The sequence below is a fragment of the Pseudoflavonifractor sp. AF19-9AC genome (assembly GCF_003478995.1).
GTDB lineage: Bacteria > Bacillota > Clostridia > Oscillospirales > Oscillospiraceae > Lawsonibacter.
In genome coordinates this window covers 182,111-197,870 of record NZ_QUGI01000001.1, presented here as the reverse complement: position 1 = coordinate 197,870, position 15,760 = coordinate 182,111, and the positions used below count along the sequence as shown (strand labels likewise).

The window sequence follows — 15,760 nt, the reverse complement described above, 5'->3', positions numbered from 1 at the left end:
TGAGAGGAGGAATGGATGGTTCCTATGAGCAATCGAGAAGTTACCGGAAGTCTCTTCGAACGAAACGGCCGTTACACCGCTGTTTTGAACCTGTATGACAAAAATGGAAAACGCAGGCAAAAGTCCGTTGCCCTGGGCATTCCGGTGAAGGGCAACAAGCGCAAGGCCCAGGCCCGCCTGGAGGAATTGAAGAAGGAGTACAGTGCCGGGATCATGGAACCGGAAACTCCACAGGAGGAGTCCCCACTGTTTGCGGACTTCCTGTGGGAGTGGCTGAAGATCACGGCTCCCACCATCGAGCGCACCACCTATCAGAGTTACAAGGACCTCATCGACGCCCGGCTGGACGCGTTCTTCCGGGAGCGTGGACTGCGACTGGAGGAACTGGAGCCCAAGCACATCCGGGAGCTGCACCAGTCCATCTTCAAGGACGGCTGCAACGCCAACACCGTGATCCACTACCATGCTGTGGTGCGCAAGGCGCTGCAGTATGCGGTGAAGAACGGGATGGTAAACGAAAATGTGGCCGACCGGGTGGACCGGCCCAAGAAGGGAAAATATCTGGCGGCGTTCTACTCCAAGGAGGAATTGGCTGCCCTGTTTGATGCCACCAAGGATGATCCCATCTCGGTGGTAATCCAGTTGGCAGCCTACTATGGTCTGCGGCGCAGCGAGGTGCTGGGTATCCGCTGGAGCGCCATCGACTTTCAGAAGGGCACCTTGTCCATCAACCACAAGGTCACCGAGGGCATCGTGGACGGTAAGGTCCGGCTCTACACCGAGGACAAGCTGAAAACTAAGTCCAGTTTTCGAACCCTGCCTCTGATCCCGCCGGTACGAGTTCTTTTGGAGGAGCAGCGTGCCCGGCAGCAGAGGTACCGGAAACTCTTTAAGAAGTCCTATTGTACCGACTACCTGGACTATGTGTGCACCGACGAGATGGGCAAGCTGTTCCGGCCCAATTACATCACCGACCATTTCAAACTCCTGCTGAAGCAGCATGGCCTGCGGCACATCCGTTTCCATGACCTACGCCATAGCTGCGCCAGTCTGCTGCTCAGTCAGGGCATTCCCATGAAGCAGATCCAAGAGTGGCTGGGGCACTCTACCTTTGCCACCACCGCTGACATCTACTCCCATCTGGATTTCAACTCCAAGTTGGAATCGGCCGACGCCATTACCGCAGCCTTTGCGGAGGAGAAACCGGCAGAGGAGCAGGAAGAAGATGGCTTTGGTATGGGCCTATCTATGTGAGGTGACGGGATGGACTACAGTTATCTTCAGAGAGAATACCCAGAAACAATCTCCATGGATCAACTCTATCGGATCTGCCACATCAGCAAACGGAAAGCTCGCTGGCTGTTGGAACATGGTGTAATTCCCTGTCAGGACTCCGGCAGGCAAACACGGCGTTTTTCTATCCGTCTGGAGGATGTGATTTGCTTTCTGGAGCAGCGGGATGCGGGACTGCTGGATGATGTCATTCCACAGGGGATTTTCTCCAGTGACACTTCACGACCAGTCCGTCCAACCAGCGCCGTGCTGGATGAGGCCGAGCTTTGCGCCTACCTGCTGGAGTGCTGGGAGGATTGGCCCGATATGCTGACAACCCGACAGGCGTCAGAACTGTGTGGGTACAGTGTGAATGCTCTCAACCGCTGGTGGAACCTGGGACAGATTCAGGGGGTGAAGTATCGGAACGATTTGCTGTACTCTAAGGAATCCCTGGCCTGCTGGCTGGCATCCGCTAAGGGGCAGGCTATTGCCGCACCCTCCCAGCAGCACAAGGAATGGATGAAGGAGTTTCAGGCAGAAGAACAAAACAGCGGCATGGAGCCAGACTCCATGCCGCTGTCTATATTTTAACAAGTTAAATACTACTTTTGTCTTATATCCTATTTTATTATTTAGTTTGAAAGTGCTGTTGGATTCAACTGATATGTTGCAGAACCAGAACCATCTGCATTTGTTTGGTAAAATGTTCTTTGTATGGTTACATAGAAGTAGTCCTTTATGGCTTTCCCCTGAATATCTGTATACTCAGCAGATAAAATGATGTACGGCAATTCTTCCAACATATTAGTTTTCATTATCTCATGAATCAAAATTGAATATGCCATGGGCAGTGGAATTGTATATGTTTCCGACGCATCAGCAAGCATATACATCAATTTTGTATCGCGATCTATATCCGTAATAACAACACGATCTTCAAATGAAAAGGCAACACTTTTGCCAGATGTACAGAATTCCGATTTTGTTGGATCGCATTTTGAAAGATATTCCGATAAGTTCTCTATATTACTATCATCCCACTTAAAGTGTATATCTTTTGATACTCCAACGCCCACATTTACAACAGTAAAGCCTTCCAACTCATTTTCCGGAAATATATTCATTGGAATGCTGCCAGTTCCGCTAACACTTCCATCCTCATTAATTTCATATGTGTTATGTGGTTCGTCGGGTAGAGAAGAGAGCCATTCTTCTTCCTTGCTACTATTCCAAGATATCTGATACTCTTCCGGATTCATAAGGATAGTTGGCCTATATGCCGCGTCTCGATCTTTCTGCATTTCTCTAAGTGTACATATAACACCAATAAAAGAACACAGGGAAATAATCACCACAGTTATCTGGATGATATCGGAAATGGAAAGTTGTATTTTCCATCGTCCAGCCCTTATGGTAATGTTATCAATTTCTTTAATGCATTTATTTCTTTCTGAAATTCTTTTATTCATGGGAGACTCACCTTGCAACTTATGTTCTCTGAATGTGAATAATTGAGAAATTCTTTCTACAAAAATTTTACAAAAAAAGAAACTACATTTCAACCTCATTTGCAAGGCTAAAATGTAGCTTCTTATTTGGCGGAGGTGAAGAGATTCGAACTCTTGCGCCGGCGAAGCCGACCTACCGGATTTCGAATCCGGACCCTTCAACCACTTGGGTACACCTCCATTTATTGAAAATCGGTCGCCCGATTTACAACCTACTTTATTCACTTTTCGGGAAAACTGTTAGCATTCTGTTAGCGTTTTGCGTTTTTTGCACTTTTTCTAAATCCTGCAATCCCTTGCGGCACAAGGATTTGCGGTTTTCCACCGTGCCTTCGTGAGTGATGATTTCGAGACATCTTTGCCCAATTGTTTTGCTTGAGGCAATTTTTCATATGTATTGGAAAAAATAAATGCTAAGTTGAATCTTTTAAATATGTTAGGAAACTGAATCGTTCAAGAGCTGGGAAACTATCTGCCGTTTCCCAGCTCTTGAACGCTGTGCATGCCAACCACATTTTTATTGCCGTATGGTCAACCTCATTTTTTGATAGGTATCCCAATCAATCAGTTTCTGTACCCGGAGCACCTCGTTAAAGTAATTCAACCAAATTCTTCTGGCCAAAGCCTCCCGGCTCGGTTTTTTCATACGCAGGCCTCCTTTGGTGTTCAGTATGCCTGCTTTGGGGAAGTGTCATACCTAACACGACGGTAAAAAGTGGATTTGCTCATGTGAAGCCGTTTCATAGCCTGCACTGCCGTGATTTCCCCGCTTCGCCACAGAGAGACCACCCGGACGAAGTCAGGGTGGTCAATTGCTTTCCGACCTATGTACTTCCCCTGACGCTTAGCAATTTCTATTCCCTCCCTCTGACGCTGAAGGATATATTCCCGCTCCAGCTGCGCTACAGCCCCAAACACCGTGAGCATAAACTTACCGGTGGGCGTACTGGTATCAATGGCCTCCTTTTGGGAAAGGAAAACCACCTCTTTCTTCTCCATCTGTTCGATGAGTTCCAGCAGGTCCCGGGTGTTGCGGGCAAAGCGGCTGATAGACTCAACCACCACGATATCCCCCCGGCGCACATACTCCATCATCCGTTTCAGCTCCGGCCGGTCCGTGTTCTTTCCGCTCATCCGGTCAATATAGACCTCGTCCACCCCCAATGCCTCCATCAGCATCTCCTGACGGGCGATGTTCTGCTCCTGTGTGCTCACTCGGATATATCCAATTCTCATATTCATCCTCCCCCGTCCCAATAGGGTCGGTCCGTTTCCTGGCACGTCTCAAAACTTCGAAACCGACCCTATTGGGCCTGTTTTTTTCCGTTTCATTTGGCTATACCCCAGTGAAACGGTTTTTATTATAGCTCCCCACAGTAGAGGTAGTCCTCGATCTCCTCCTCCGTAAAGCCCTCCTGGAGCAGCCGGTCGATCTCCCAGGGGGCGTAACCAAAGGCTCCGGCCATGGACTTGAGCGCCCGGGTGTGGCTGGTACTGGCTCGCTCCGGATTCAGAAGGCGTTTCCCACTGCTCCGACTGGTATCAAAGCAGAAGGAGTAGGACATGTAGTTGCTGTACCACAGGCGGCTGTCATCAAAACGGGAGCGGGACTGGCCGCCCCGGGCATCTATCTTTAAAATTTCGCCGCATGTCAGATCCACTACCGCCTTTTCAGTCAGACGGAAGGGTATGCGCTCTATGGCCTTGTCCAGGATCTCCCGGGTCGAGGCGTACAGATACAGGCCCTGGGCGGGAAAATGATAAATACAGAGGGGGTTATTGCCCCGGATAAAATATAAATTATTCTGACTGTCCAGGACGGTAAAAGCGAATGTTCCCTCCAACTTTTCCGCCATGGCACCCAGTGTGCGGCTGGAGATATCCCCACTCTGCTCCAACAGCTGGACGGCCACATAACTGTCCGTTTGGATGTTGGTACGGGGCAGCTGTTCCTTCCGTTGAAGGGCCAGGTCATTTTGGATCATTCCGTTGTGAGCCAGTGCAAAAGCCCGCCCTCGGGCCCTGGCCAGGAAGGGATGATTATTGAAGTTCTTTTTTGCGCTGCCCTGGGTTGTCATCCGGGTGTGCCCCATGATGACTCGGGTATCCTGTGGGAGACGAAAGTGCATGCGATGCCCTGGCAAGGGGCGCTTGTAGACATACAGGCGGCCTCTGGACCGGTAGGCAATACCGGTGGCGTCTGTTCCCCTTGCCTCGGCGGCGGTGGCCAGGGTGTGAAGCGCCCCGACCTTTTGCTTTGCGGTGAGTGTACCGCTGTAATCCATAAGACCAAACAGGCAGCACATATTCAGACCTCCTCCTCTTGCGGCACAGGCTCATTGATGTAGAGCCGCCGCTCCTTTAAATACTGAATGAGTTCCGGCTGTGTGCAGCCGGTGACAAAGGTAGTCCAGGACAGGCCCTTCAGTTCCTCGTCAGATAAAGAAAGAGCCACATCACAGATGCGGTCCAGCATCTGCAATGTGGCAAAGATGGTATTGACCTTCAGCGTGCCCCGGAACATGCGAAACTCCACGGTGTCCCGGTTAGTCAAATTCACACAGGTGTAACGTCCGGCATGGCAGCCCTTCTTGGCGTGCTCCAGGATATCCCTGGGCTGCTCCTTGTAACCGTAACGGGCGGCCCACCGTTCCAGCTGGCGGGGTGTGCGGCGGCTGAACTTCAGCAGCTCCTCCCAGTGCTTTTCAAAGAAGTAGAGTACCCGGGCAATGGGACCGTCCTGCTCCCGCTCCGTTTTTCCAAAGGCTGCCCGGCTGATATGGACGTGGAGCCCACAAGTTCCAGCCTGGTGGCTGAGGTAGCCCAGAGACGCTGCCTTCCGGCACAAGCCCTCCCAAGGCATGCGGTTCAGATGGTAAGACAGGCTCATGGGATGGGTGACGATCTCCAGGCCATCCTCCAGGGAGCCGTCATGCTTGATGTAGGCATGCCGCCCCTCCCGGTTGGCAACACTCAGAAGCTCCCTGGCATTGGAGGCAGATTCACCGCCACAGTCAAGTTCAAGCTCCACACCGAAGTATCTGGGGCCTTCTCCGCAGAAGATGGGGTCCGGCTTGAAGTAATAGTCATGGATACGCTCATCCCGCTCAAGGGAGTGAAAACAGTCAGAGCAGTAGGGATGCTCATCAAATTCATCGGATGCATCATAGTAGGTTTCGCTTTCCAGGATCAGGCTGCCGCACCGGCAGCAATTGGTGTAGTGGTTCTCATAGCAGGTGTGACATAAGGGAATTTCATCACTTCCTGCATTGTCATCCGTCCAAAGCCGTGTCCCGCACGAATGGCAGTGGACGGTAAGCAGCTCCAGACAGTGGGGACAGAGGGCTTGTCCGTCAAAATCCCGGCGCTGAGTGTCCGGGAACTCCTGGCAGCAGATGTGGCAGGTAAAGGTATGTTCCATGGTCGTTCTCCTCTCAAGGATTCCGTACGTCTAATTGTTGATGCAGTATGGGCAGTAACGGGTTCAGCGGCACCAGAATGTGGTGTCGGATAGCCCGTTCGGCCTGAATACAAAATGCCTGCCGGCAGTCCGTGACCGCTCGATCAAAGTCCTCCTCCAGGGCGGAGATGGAGGGAGACAGGTCATACCCGTGGCGGATCAGAAGCTTGCCCAGAAGCCAGGTAATGCCAGTCTCCCCCTCAGAGGCATCGTAGGTGGCGTATTCCGTATGGCCGAGGTAGTGGGAGGCGCAATTCAGTACGAAGGAATCATACTGGGAAGCGGCGGTTTCCAGTTCGTCCATTACCTTGTCCGGCGTGAGCAGCAAGCTGATGCGGTTCAGCACCGGTGCAGTGCGTTGGGTTCGCATGGGGATCAAAGCCTCCTGCGCTTCCCTCAAACGGAGGTTCAGCGTCCGGCAGAGCTCGCTGTACAACCCATCCGGCGAAGACGTATCCCGGCAGCGTCGAAGTGCCTCCTCTGCCTGGTGGTACAGGGGTAGGAAGGCCTGCTCCGCATCCCGGGCGGCGGCACTGTGGGTGGAAAAACTCTCCTCCCAGACACAGGGGGAACGCATCCAATGGAAGCCAACGTCCAGCGTAGGGTGGGGACGTGAGAGGGATGTTGGGCAGGCTTCCAGCTTGCGAATACAGGCTTGCAGGCGTACAAAATATTGGTTCATAGATCTCCTTGTGGCAGTAAAATAGCACCGAAGGCCATCTCCGGAGCTGAATGTTCTGTATGGAATTGACTCAATGACAAATGCCTTCGTTCTGGCGGCTGTGCTCCAGCACGTCCAGCGCCAGCTGGACGGCAACGCAGAAGCCCTCCTGAAATGCCGAACGAATTGCAGCGGCCTCCCGCAGCTGATAGGCATTTTCCAATCGGGTCAGATGTTGCTTTTCCTCTGCATCCAGAGTTTCACACAGCGCACGAGTAGCCCGGACAATTTCGGCGCTCCTTTGGCTGTACTCTGGCTCACCATAGCGGGGGTCTTCCTGCATGAGGCGTTCAATCATGGCGCACCGCCGGAAAATATTCCGGATGTTGAAACCGCTGGGCATAGTGCGTGATCTGCTCCGGGGTAAGGCTTTCAAACCGGTCACGGTCCGGCGGGGCGGAGCAGAGCAGAAAAGTGCCCGCAATGATGTCGTAGATCTCTCCAGTGTCCTCCATGCGGAGGCAGCGGTTGAGAGGTAAACCTAAAAGTTTTCCTTCCTCATGGCAGATGAGGGCCACTGGCTCCTTAAAAGGGTAGACTGCCTGAATGGGGCCACCTACCACAGCCTGCATGGCAGACAAACCTTCTCCGATTTCCTTTGCAGCTGGGGGGCTGCCCGGTTGTACAATTAATACGTTCATGTTGCTCCTCCTGACAAAAAGATAGCCCGCCGGAAGAATTCTCCCGACGGGCTTCCCTGTTATAGTTTATATTTGTACATCCGCAGAAACCGGAATGACAGCTCACATGTCTCCGCAAAGGCTCATATAGGTAAATACTGCCATCTCTTCTCCCATCCATGTTCCGTTCATTGTCACATCCGAGAGGGAAACATAATCGTAATCGCCATGGGACGTTAGGGTAAATTCAAAGCCCACCAGTTCACCGCCCAAATCTCCATAAACATACACATAGGTACAATCATCTCCCGACTCACTGGACCACTCAGGGTTGGTCAGGCTGTGATTGATCACTTGCTCCACAGTATATCCCGGTGTGATATCAAACTCCATGTCTTTGACTCGGGAGACAGGACTGAGCGGACTGAGGACAAAGTGAATAATCAAAGCGACTGCAAGCACCGCAAACGCAATGTAGATCGTGTTCACTGTGATAGGATTCCCTTGTACTTTGGGCTATCATCTGGCAAAATAAAAGCAGATCAGTTTGAGCTGAAAATGAGGCAAGTAAGATGTTGGGCAAAGTCAATCCCAGACCACATGGTGACCAGCATTTGGGGAGTGGATCTTCCCCTTCCCAGGAGTTCCAAGGTGGCACGCGCGAACTGACCGATGATGAGAAGATCGATTTGACTGCCGCCAAGATTTTGGAAACATGCCGGGAGGCGTTCCTGGAGTTGTCAAAATAAACAGGACACTCCTATGAAAATCGAATAAGAGGCCTATATGTGGCAGCGAATGGGTACCGCGCGGGGGGAAAACCAGCTGAATATAAAACTACCCGCTGCGGGTAGTGAAGGAAAACGCAATCTGTGTTATACTTAAAAATACTACAATTTCATCTGTTCTAAACTAGAAGCTCTCAGCAACCCTTGATCCCTTATAAGATGGAAAAAATACAAGGGGGACGGATCTATGAAGCATAGAACGCTTATTTTCTTGCTGGCTGTCGTGCTGCTGTTTTGCGCCGGCTGTTCCTCTGCAACGAAAAAGGAAGAAACGCCAACCACCATTACAGTCTGGCATGTCTATGGCGGGCAGGCGGATTCCCCGCTCAACGATTTGATCGACCAGTTCAACCAGACGGTGGGAAAAGAGCAGCAGATCAATGTGCAGGTCACTTCTGTGTCCAATACCAATACGATTCACGAACTAGTGCTGTCATCTGCCAATGGGGAGCCAGGGGCTTCGGAGCTGCCGGATCTTTTCATCTCCTACCCAAAGACCGTGATGGCACTGCCCGATGACAGCATTCTGGTGGACTACCGGGACTACTTCAGCGAGGAAGAACTGTCCGCGTTTCTTCCGGCCTTTGTGGAAGAGGGAACCGTGGATAACCGCCTGGTCATCCTTCCTGTGGCAAAATCCACGGAGATTATGTTCATCAACAAAACCATCTTTGACCGCTTCTCCCAGGCGACCGGTGTGACGCTGGAGGATCTGGATACCTGGGAGGGACTTTTCAAGGCCGCGGAGATCTATGCGGAATGGACCGACTCTCAGACGCCGGATATTCCCGGCGATGCCAAATCCATGTTCGTCCATGACTACTACTTCAACTACTTTCAGGTGGGGGCAGAATCTCTGGGCGAAGCCTTTTTTCAGGGCGACAAACTGACCTTCGGTCCCGCATTTCAGACGGCATGGGAACCGCTGGCCCGGGCTGCCATTCAGGGGGGTGTCTGGCTCCAGGGCGGTTACGCCACCGCATCGCTCCGCACCGGAGACAGCATTGTCAGCGTGGCCTCCTCTGCCAGTATTCTCTATTACAGCGATATAGTGACCTACCCGGATAATACTTCCGAGGACATCACCATCATCTCCCGCCCCTGCCCTGTGTTTGAGGATGGAGAGAAACTGGTCATGCAGCGCGGGGCGGGCTTCTGCACCGTGCGCTCCACCCCGGAGCGGGAGAGGGCCGCGGTGACCTTCCTCAAATGGCTGACCGAACCGGAACACAATGTGGAGTTCGTGACCCGGACGGGCTACATGCCGGTGACCCAGACCGCATTTGAAAACGAGCTTCCGAACGCCATTGAAGGACTGGAGAGTCCCAAATATGCCTCCCTCTATCAGGCGTATCTGGACACCCAGGAAAATTATAAGTTCTATGTACCTCCGCAGCTGGAGACCTATCTCAGCCTGGAAACGGCGCTGGAAGACCATGTCCGAGCGCAGCTCGCCCTGGGCCGTCAGGATTATCTGGAGGCCGGAGAAGCTGGACTGGAGCAAATCAGCGCAGAGCGGCTCCAAACCTTCCGGGAAATCATGGAGCGATAATACAAAGAGAGGGGGAAACGCCGTGCAGAACAAGCTGAAAGAACTCAGGGCCCTGAATGCCTTTGCCAAAAAGCAGAGCGTAGGCATGCAGAGGAAATTGATGCTCTACTGGGTGTCCATGATTCTGGTAGTTTTTGCGGCGGTGATCCTCCTTTTGTCCATTGCCGGTGCCTTTTCCCAGAGCGATGAGCAACTCCATGAAGTGATGGAGCTCCATCTGCAGAATACACAGGATAACCTGGCCAGCCACTTGGATCGTCTGACCGCCCAGAGCTTGAATCTCTCCAAAGAACTCAGCCGCGAGATTGAAGGGACTCTGGTACAGGAAGGCATCTCGCTGCAGGAGGTCAATGATGATCCGGAGCAGCTTCTGAAGCTTCAGCAGATCATGTACCCGCTGGTCAATGCCACCCTCCAGACCGCCAACTGCAATGGAGCTTATGTGATTTTGGACGCCACGGCCAACACCACCCTGCCGGTGTCTGACCACTCCAGAAGCGGGCTCCATCTGCGCTACTCCAACCTCAGCGCCAGCAGCCCGGTAACTCCTACCGTGGTCTACTTCCGCGGTATCCCGGACATTGCCCGGCAAAAGGATCTGGAACTGCACAACCGATGGAATCTGGAATTTGACACCGATCAGATCCCTGGCTGTCAGGAGTTAATGAGCTCTCCGCTGGATCGGCCCGCGCAGCGCTATTTCTGGTCCCGTCGTATCGATCTGAAAGGCACCTGGGAATCCGCCATGCTGCTGTGTGTCCCCATTGTGGGCAACGACGGAACCGTGTACGGTGTCTGCGGTGTGGAACTCAGTGCGCTGTACTTCCAACTATCTTATCCTGCAGTGGAGGGGCAATTCGGTTCTGCCGTTACCGTGTTGGCCCCTATTCAGGACAGCCGTCTCCTGCTATCGGATGGATTGGTGGGCAGCGTCAACGGTACCTATCTGGACGGACAGGAAACGCTCACCATCCATCAGGGGCGATACTATAACGAATACGATGCGGGTACCGATCGGTATATCGGCCTGCATCAGACTATCCCCATTTCCAAGGGAGAACCAGCGGATACCGTCTGGGCAGCCGCAATCATGATTCCCCAGGACAGCTATGCAGCATATACCGCCGAGTTACAAAGAACATGGGTCATCGCCGCCCTGGGGCTGCTGGTAGTGCTGCTGGCCCTCTCCTTCTTCCTGGCACGGAGATTTGTCCGGCCCATCATCGACAGCCTGAAACGTTTCCAGCAGGAGGAGCTGCCAGAGCAGGGGCTGTCCTCCGGGATCTCGGAGGTGGATGAACTGGCGGAATTTCTGAATGCCCGGGCCCGAAACCAGCGTCTGGAGCAGGGGGAGCTTCCGCCCAACATCGCAGAGCTCTTCGACCAGTTTGTGCAGCGGAAGAACCTTTTAACAGAGGCCGAGCGGAACATCCTCCGCTACTACATCGATGGACACGAGATCGCAGACATCCCGGATCTGGCGTTTATCAGCATGAGCACGGTCCGAAAACACAACCGCAGTATCTACGAAAAGCTGGGGGTCGCCTCCCGGGACGAACTGATGCTCTACATCGATCTGCTCCGCCGGTGCGGACGGCTCCAGGAGCTGTTCTGATATTCCATCCACAACACAACAAAGCGCACAAAACCAGTTCCTTGGTTTTGTGCGCTTTCTCTATTATCCAATGGATACCTTTTGCAAAAAGCGAAAAAAAGTGTCCGCCGGACCATATACGCACGCCCCCTGCTCCTGTTATAACAGGAGCAGAAGGGAGGCGCGCTCCATGACGAGTTTGTTATCCAGCCATCTGGAGGACTGTTCCACGTCCCAATATTTCTGTTTTTCCGTTCGCTGTGAGGTGTGCGGCGAATACTGGTACAGCAGCAGCATCCCTTTTTCCAAAGCGGCGCAGGCGGCCCAGCACCAGGAAAAGAAGGAGCTTTATGACGCCATCTACCAGCGGGAGAAGGAGCGGGCCAAGCTGGCTGCCGGTCAGGAGGCTAGAGAGCGATTCAGCCAGTGCCCCGTCTGTCGGCGGCTGGTCTGCGACGCCTGCTTTCTCATCTGCGATGAGATGGATCTGTGCCGGGAGTGTGCCGCTCGCATGAAGGAGCCCGGGGAGCCGGTGGCGACATGAAACGACGATGGTCCCTGCTCCTCCTTCTGTGCCTGCTGCTCACCGGATGCAGCGCGGCAACCTCCGGAGAGCATTTGATCTCTGCGGCAGAGGGTTCCGGAGCATACAGCGCAGCACTGCTGCCCTTTCTCCCTGGATATGCACTCCGGGACGGGGAGGATACCCTCTATGCGGAGGTATCCCAAGGCAGCGCCGTGACTTGCTTTGATGTGCAGGCCATCCCGGCCATGGCCCGAGGGGTTGGCCGGTATTGGTATCCCCATGTATTGGCCACGGTAGTCCTGGCAGTGGACCGCACCCGGACAGATGCGGTCATCACCGGCTGGAACAGCCTTCGGGAGATCGGTGTCCCCGTGGGCATGAGCAGCTTTTCTGTGGTCCGCAATATGCTGGCCATGGGCGCCCTGTCCTACGGGCTGGACCCGGAGAAGCCGTCCAAGCGGGATGCGCTGGACTTCCTGGAACACCTCTGTCAGAGCGGCGGCTTTGAGCTGGACGGCTCGGACGCACCCGTTCTGATCTGTCTGGACTATGAGGCTGCGGCGTGGAATCGAGACGGTGGAACTTACGAGATCATTGTACCGGTGGAAGGCACGCTGTCCTACCGCATGGGCCTATTATCCGATGTTCCGCTGACTCTGGATCCGGGGCTGGATGAAGCCCTTCTTGCTGCGGGCCTGCCACTGGAGGATGGAGAGAAGCCGTCCGGCTTTCCCTCCGATTACCGCTCGGCCCGAACCCTGAGTGAGGAGGACTATGACCGGTTTCTGATCCTCACCGGGGACAGCAGCCGGGATCTGCGCCGGCAGGTGTTTCACACCCGGCTCTACACCACGGCGGACATGCGGGAGCATATCCTGGCCGCCCTGCTGATTACCGCAGCCATACTGTTGTGGAAGGGAACGGTATCCCATCGAATGGTGCGTCACGACATCCGCCGCGTGGTCAATGTACTGAGCTGGCTGATGGTGGGCTGGCTGCTGCTTCGCCTGTTCAAGTACCAGCTGCCGCAGGAAGGGGCACTGTGCCGAGTGTGCTGGTACGGCTACTATCTCTTTCAGCTGGCCCTGCCGGTGGCGCTGCTGTATCTGACGGAGATCCTGGACCGGACAGAGGGGGAAAAACGGCTGCTTCGTCCTCTGTGGCCGCCCTTTGTGGTCTATGTCCTCTCGGTGCTGCTGGTGATGACCAATGACCTCCATCAGTTGGTCTTCCGCTTCACACCGGGCGGCAGTTGGGCTTCCGACTACTGTTACGGCCCGGGCTATTGGATCGTGATGGTGTTCTCCCTCCTGTTCCTGGCGTCCGCCCTCTGGAGGCTGCTCCGCCAGGGATGCCAAAGCCCCTCCCCGAGAGGCCGCTTCCTCCCGCTGCTGTTCTGCACCGGCTTGCTGGCCTACCTTGCCGCATATATCAAGCGGGTGCCGCTGGCGTGGGAGAGCGACCTCACCGTCAACATCTGTATCCTGTCCGTCTTGTTTTTTGAAGCGGTGCTCCATGGGGGGCTGATCCCGGTGAACACGCAGTATCAACGCCTGTTTGCATCCGCCCCCATCAATTTGACACTTCTGGATGCGGACGGTCGCACCGTTCTCTCCTCCCCCGGTGCCCGTCCCGTTTCTCGTTCCGTCTGGCAGAGGCTGCGCACAGACATGCAGCAGCCTCTGCTGCGAGACAGGGATACTCAATTTCACGCCGTCCCCGTCCGCAGCGGTATGGCGGTGTGGCAGGAAGACCTGTCCCAACTCAACCGATTGCAAAAAGAGAGTCAGGATATGCAGACCCGTCTGGAAGCCGCCAACGCCCTGCTTCGGGAGGAGGGCGAGGTAAAAAAGCGTCTGCTTGCCGCAGAGGCCAACCGAGCCCTGTTCGAGCAGCTGGACCGGGACATGGAACGCCGTATCGCGTCGCTTTCCCATCTCATTGAAGCCCTGCCGGAAGAGGCACGCCCCGGGAATTTGACTGCATATATCACCCTGTGCCTGTGTCACATCAAGCGCCGATGCAACCTGTTTTTCCTGGCCCGTCAGGGGGAACCGCTCCCCGGCGATGAGCTGGGCATGTATCTGGATGAGCTGGCGGAGCTGGCCCGCTACGGGGGACTGAAAACCCTGCTCCGCTGTGGGCAGATCGGTGCCCTGAAAATCCGCAGCGCGGCGCTGTGTTACGATTTTGCCTTTGAGACCATATCCTGGGCCCTGCGGGAGGAGGCCTCTCCTCTCATGGGCTATCTGGAGAAAGAGGGCAGCCAGCTGGCCTTCCGCTTTCTCCCCGGCGGCAATCCCGGACGGTGGCAGTTCTCCCGGGAGCTGACGGCGGCGGTCTCCGCCCTGGGCGGGCAGATCGTCTGCAAAGATCTGGACGATGCTTTCGGAATCTGCCTGACGTTGCCTTTTGGGGGTGAATCCAGTGACTGAATTTTACCGTTTCCCCCAATGGATTCTGACCTTACTGGTCATGGTTACGGCGGTGTGCATCGTGCTGCAGACCCTGACCGTCTCCTACAGCATCCGACGCCTGCCTGCCGGCTGGGCGCGCAGGGTGGAAAATGGTATGGAGTGCGCCATCCTGGCGGCACTGTTCCTCTTCGCCGCTCTTCTGGGGCAGGTGCAGTATGGACTGTACGGCGGCTTTCTGCTGCCCAGCACTTACGGCAATGCCCGACAGTTGGTCTTTCTGCTGTGCGCGGTACTGGGCACTGCTGCCGCCGTGGGGACGGAGCTGATCTGGCCTTTTTTTGTCATTGGCGCGGCGGTGGTGCTCCACCCTCTGACAGAGGCAATCACCGGATCTGTCTTCCCCTTCTTTTTCCTGACCGCTCTTTTTTATTTTCTCGTACGCAGCGCACATATCTGCCTGCTGCGTCGGCGGGAGCTCTATACTCAGATCTCCTCGATCTCCGTCAAGGAGGCCATTGATACCCTGCACACGGGGCTGCTGTTCTTCCGCCCGACGGGGGTTATCCTGCTGTGCAACCGCCGGATGGACGACCTGGCCCGGCAGCTGACCGGACAGCCCCTCCGCAGCGGCCTGGAATTCCAGCGGTGTTTGGAGGAGGGGGCGCTCCACGGCGGCTGCGTCCGGGAGGTGCTGGGGGATCAGCAGGTGTTCCGTCTGCCAGATGCCTCCGTGTGGAGCATTTCCCCCCACCCCATTCCCATGGAACGCCATACCTGCATTCTGCTTACCGCCGACGATGTGACTGCCCAGTGGGACACGGTCAAGCACCTGGCCCGACAGAACGAGTCTCTAGAACAGCGGGGCCGGGAGCTGCGCCATACCATCGCTCATCTCCAGGCCATCTGCGAGGCAGAGGAGATTGCCCGCAGCAAGGGCAGGATCCATGACCTGCTGGGCCAGCGCATCAGCCTGCTGCTCCGGGCCCTGCGGGACGGACGGCAGCCGGACATGGCCCTTCTGACGGACTTTGCCCGCAGCCTCCCCGCGGCCCTGCGCCAGGACGATACCCCCTCCCCTGCCCGCCGCCTGGCACTGCTGCAGGAGACCTTTCAGGGCCTGGATGTGTCGGTGGAGGTCCAGGGGATGCTGCCGGAAGACGAGGCCGTGGCGGACGCCTTCGCTGAAATCGCCGTGGAGTGCGTCACCAACGCGGTGCGCCACGGCTATGCCACCCGCATTCAGTTTCACCTGTTCCACAACGACTGCTGGCGCATGACGGTCACCGACAACGGCATCCC

General features: G+C 55.1%; 16 protein-coding genes and 1 tRNA gene. 8 read left to right on the top strand and 9 right to left on the bottom strand.

The window, feature by feature from the left end:
* Nucleotides 1-24 precede the first annotated feature (24 nt).
* Entirely contained in the window at nt 25-1,254 is a 1,230-nt protein-coding gene (locus tag DWX58_RS00950) for a site-specific integrase (RefSeq protein ID WP_118640989.1), read from the top strand.
* Nucleotides 1,255-1,308: 54 nt separating this feature from the next.
* Nucleotides 1,309-1,866, top strand: a complete 558-nt coding sequence (locus DWX58_RS00945; protein ID WP_147382212.1) for a helix-turn-helix domain-containing protein — start codon at nt 1,309-1,311, stop codon at nt 1,864-1,866.
* 41 nt (nt 1,867-1,907) lie between these two features.
* Here the strand turns inward: DWX58_RS00945 and DWX58_RS15055 are convergent, their stop codons facing one another.
* The 9 genes from DWX58_RS15055 to DWX58_RS00905 form a co-directional block, all read right to left on the bottom strand.
* On the bottom strand, nt 1,908-2,744 hold the full coding sequence (locus tag DWX58_RS15055; RefSeq protein ID WP_147382211.1) for a hypothetical protein: 837 nt from the start codon (nt 2,742-2,744) through the stop codon (nt 1,908-1,910).
* Nucleotides 2,745-2,871: 127 nt separating this feature from the next.
* Nucleotides 2,872-2,963 (bottom strand) — tRNA-Ser (locus DWX58_RS00940).
* 486 nt (nt 2,964-3,449) lie between these two features.
* Nucleotides 3,450-4,019, bottom strand: coding sequence for a recombinase family protein (locus tag DWX58_RS00935; RefSeq protein WP_118640985.1), 570 nt, complete (start codon nt 4,017-4,019; stop codon nt 3,450-3,452).
* Nucleotides 4,020-4,144: 125 nt separating this feature from the next.
* Complete coding sequence (locus DWX58_RS00930) at nt 4,145-5,089, bottom strand: class II glutamine amidotransferase (RefSeq protein ID WP_118640983.1); 945 nt, start codon at nt 5,087-5,089, stop codon at nt 4,145-4,147.
* 2 nt (nt 5,090-5,091) lie between these two features.
* Nucleotides 5,092-6,204, bottom strand: a complete 1,113-nt coding sequence (locus DWX58_RS00925; RefSeq protein WP_118640981.1) for an amidoligase family protein — start codon at nt 6,202-6,204, stop codon at nt 5,092-5,094.
* 13 nt (nt 6,205-6,217) lie between these two features.
* Nucleotides 6,218-6,613, bottom strand: coding sequence for a hypothetical protein (locus DWX58_RS00920; protein WP_118640979.1), 396 nt, complete (start codon nt 6,611-6,613; stop codon nt 6,218-6,220).
* Nucleotides 6,614-6,995: 382 nt separating this feature from the next.
* Nucleotides 6,996-7,262 (bottom strand): DUF6809 family protein, encoded by a 267-nt coding sequence (locus DWX58_RS00915; protein ID WP_118640977.1) that lies wholly within the window; start codon nt 7,260-7,262, stop codon nt 6,996-6,998.
* A complete protein-coding gene (locus tag DWX58_RS00910) occupies nt 7,255-7,605 on the bottom strand; it encodes a DUF3846 domain-containing protein (protein ID WP_118640975.1) in 351 nt (116 codons plus the stop codon). The genes DWX58_RS00915 and DWX58_RS00910 overlap by 8 nt, the downstream gene beginning before the upstream one ends.
* Nucleotides 7,606-7,707: 102 nt before the next feature.
* Nucleotides 7,708-8,073: a hypothetical protein gene (locus DWX58_RS00905; RefSeq protein ID WP_118640973.1), complete on the bottom strand. Its 366-nt coding sequence runs from the start codon at nt 8,071-8,073 to the stop codon at nt 7,708-7,710.
* Between the two features lie 83 nt (nt 8,074-8,156).
* On the opposite strand from DWX58_RS00905, the gene DWX58_RS15170 reads away from it, so the two are divergent.
* The 6 genes from DWX58_RS15170 to DWX58_RS15300 all read left to right on the top strand — a co-directional run.
* Entirely contained in the window at nt 8,157-8,333 is a 177-nt protein-coding gene (locus DWX58_RS15170; RefSeq protein WP_158579178.1) for a hypothetical protein, read from the top strand.
* A gap of 226 nt (nt 8,334-8,559) precedes the next feature.
* Complete coding sequence (locus DWX58_RS00900) at nt 8,560-9,924, top strand: ABC transporter substrate-binding protein (protein ID WP_118640971.1); 1,365 nt, start codon at nt 8,560-8,562, stop codon at nt 9,922-9,924.
* Between the two features lie 22 nt (nt 9,925-9,946).
* Nucleotides 9,947-11,539, top strand: a complete 1,593-nt coding sequence (locus tag DWX58_RS00895; protein ID WP_158579177.1) for a helix-turn-helix transcriptional regulator — start codon at nt 9,947-9,949, stop codon at nt 11,537-11,539.
* Between the two features lie 169 nt (nt 11,540-11,708).
* Nucleotides 11,709-12,062: a hypothetical protein gene (locus DWX58_RS00890; protein WP_118640967.1), complete on the top strand. Its 354-nt coding sequence runs from the start codon at nt 11,709-11,711 to the stop codon at nt 12,060-12,062.
* Nucleotides 12,059-14,479, top strand: a complete 2,421-nt coding sequence (locus DWX58_RS00885; protein WP_118640965.1) for a histidine kinase N-terminal 7TM domain-containing protein — start codon at nt 12,059-12,061, stop codon at nt 14,477-14,479. The genes DWX58_RS00890 and DWX58_RS00885 overlap by 4 nt, the downstream gene beginning before the upstream one ends.
* Nucleotides 14,472-15,760, top strand: a 1,289-nt coding sequence (locus tag DWX58_RS15300) for a hypothetical protein (RefSeq protein WP_199648626.1), incomplete at its 3' end; no start/stop codon positions are given. The genes DWX58_RS00885 and DWX58_RS15300, both read left to right, overlap by 8 nt.

What these genes read in the sequence shown, in the direction of transcription:
- DWX58_RS00915 (WP_118640977.1), bottom strand. Translation starts at nt 7,262, where the DNA reads ATGATTGAACGCCTCATGCAGGAAGACCCCCGCTATGGTGAGCCAGAG.
- DWX58_RS00930 (WP_118640983.1), bottom strand. Translation starts at nt 5,089, where the DNA reads ATGTGCTGCCTGTTTGGTCTTATGGATTACAGCGGTACACTCACCGCA.
- DWX58_RS00920 (WP_118640979.1), bottom strand. Translation starts at nt 6,613, where the DNA reads ATGCGAACCCAACGCACTGCACCGGTGCTGAACCGCATCAGCTTGCTG.
- DWX58_RS00890 (WP_118640967.1), top strand. Translation starts at nt 11,709, where the DNA reads ATGACGAGTTTGTTATCCAGCCATCTGGAGGACTGTTCCACGTCCCAA.
- DWX58_RS15170 (WP_158579178.1), top strand. Translation starts at nt 8,157, where the DNA reads ATGTTGGGCAAAGTCAATCCCAGACCACATGGTGACCAGCATTTGGGG.
- DWX58_RS00885 (WP_118640965.1), top strand. Translation starts at nt 12,059, where the DNA reads ATGAAACGACGATGGTCCCTGCTCCTCCTTCTGTGCCTGCTGCTCACC.
- DWX58_RS00910 (WP_118640975.1), bottom strand. Translation starts at nt 7,605, where the DNA reads ATGAACGTATTAATTGTACAACCGGGCAGCCCCCCAGCTGCAAAGGAA.
- DWX58_RS15055 (WP_147382211.1), bottom strand. Translation starts at nt 2,744, where the DNA reads ATGAATAAAAGAATTTCAGAAAGAAATAAATGCATTAAAGAAATTGAT.
- DWX58_RS00900 (WP_118640971.1), top strand. Translation starts at nt 8,560, where the DNA reads ATGAAGCATAGAACGCTTATTTTCTTGCTGGCTGTCGTGCTGCTGTTT.
- DWX58_RS00925 (WP_118640981.1), bottom strand. Translation starts at nt 6,204, where the DNA reads ATGGAACATACCTTTACCTGCCACATCTGCTGCCAGGAGTTCCCGGAC.
- DWX58_RS00950 (WP_118640989.1), top strand. Translation starts at nt 25, where the DNA reads ATGAGCAATCGAGAAGTTACCGGAAGTCTCTTCGAACGAAACGGCCGT.
- DWX58_RS00935 (WP_118640985.1), bottom strand. Translation starts at nt 4,019, where the DNA reads ATGAGAATTGGATATATCCGAGTGAGCACACAGGAGCAGAACATCGCC.
- DWX58_RS00945 (WP_147382212.1), top strand. Translation starts at nt 1,309, where the DNA reads ATGGATCAACTCTATCGGATCTGCCACATCAGCAAACGGAAAGCTCGC.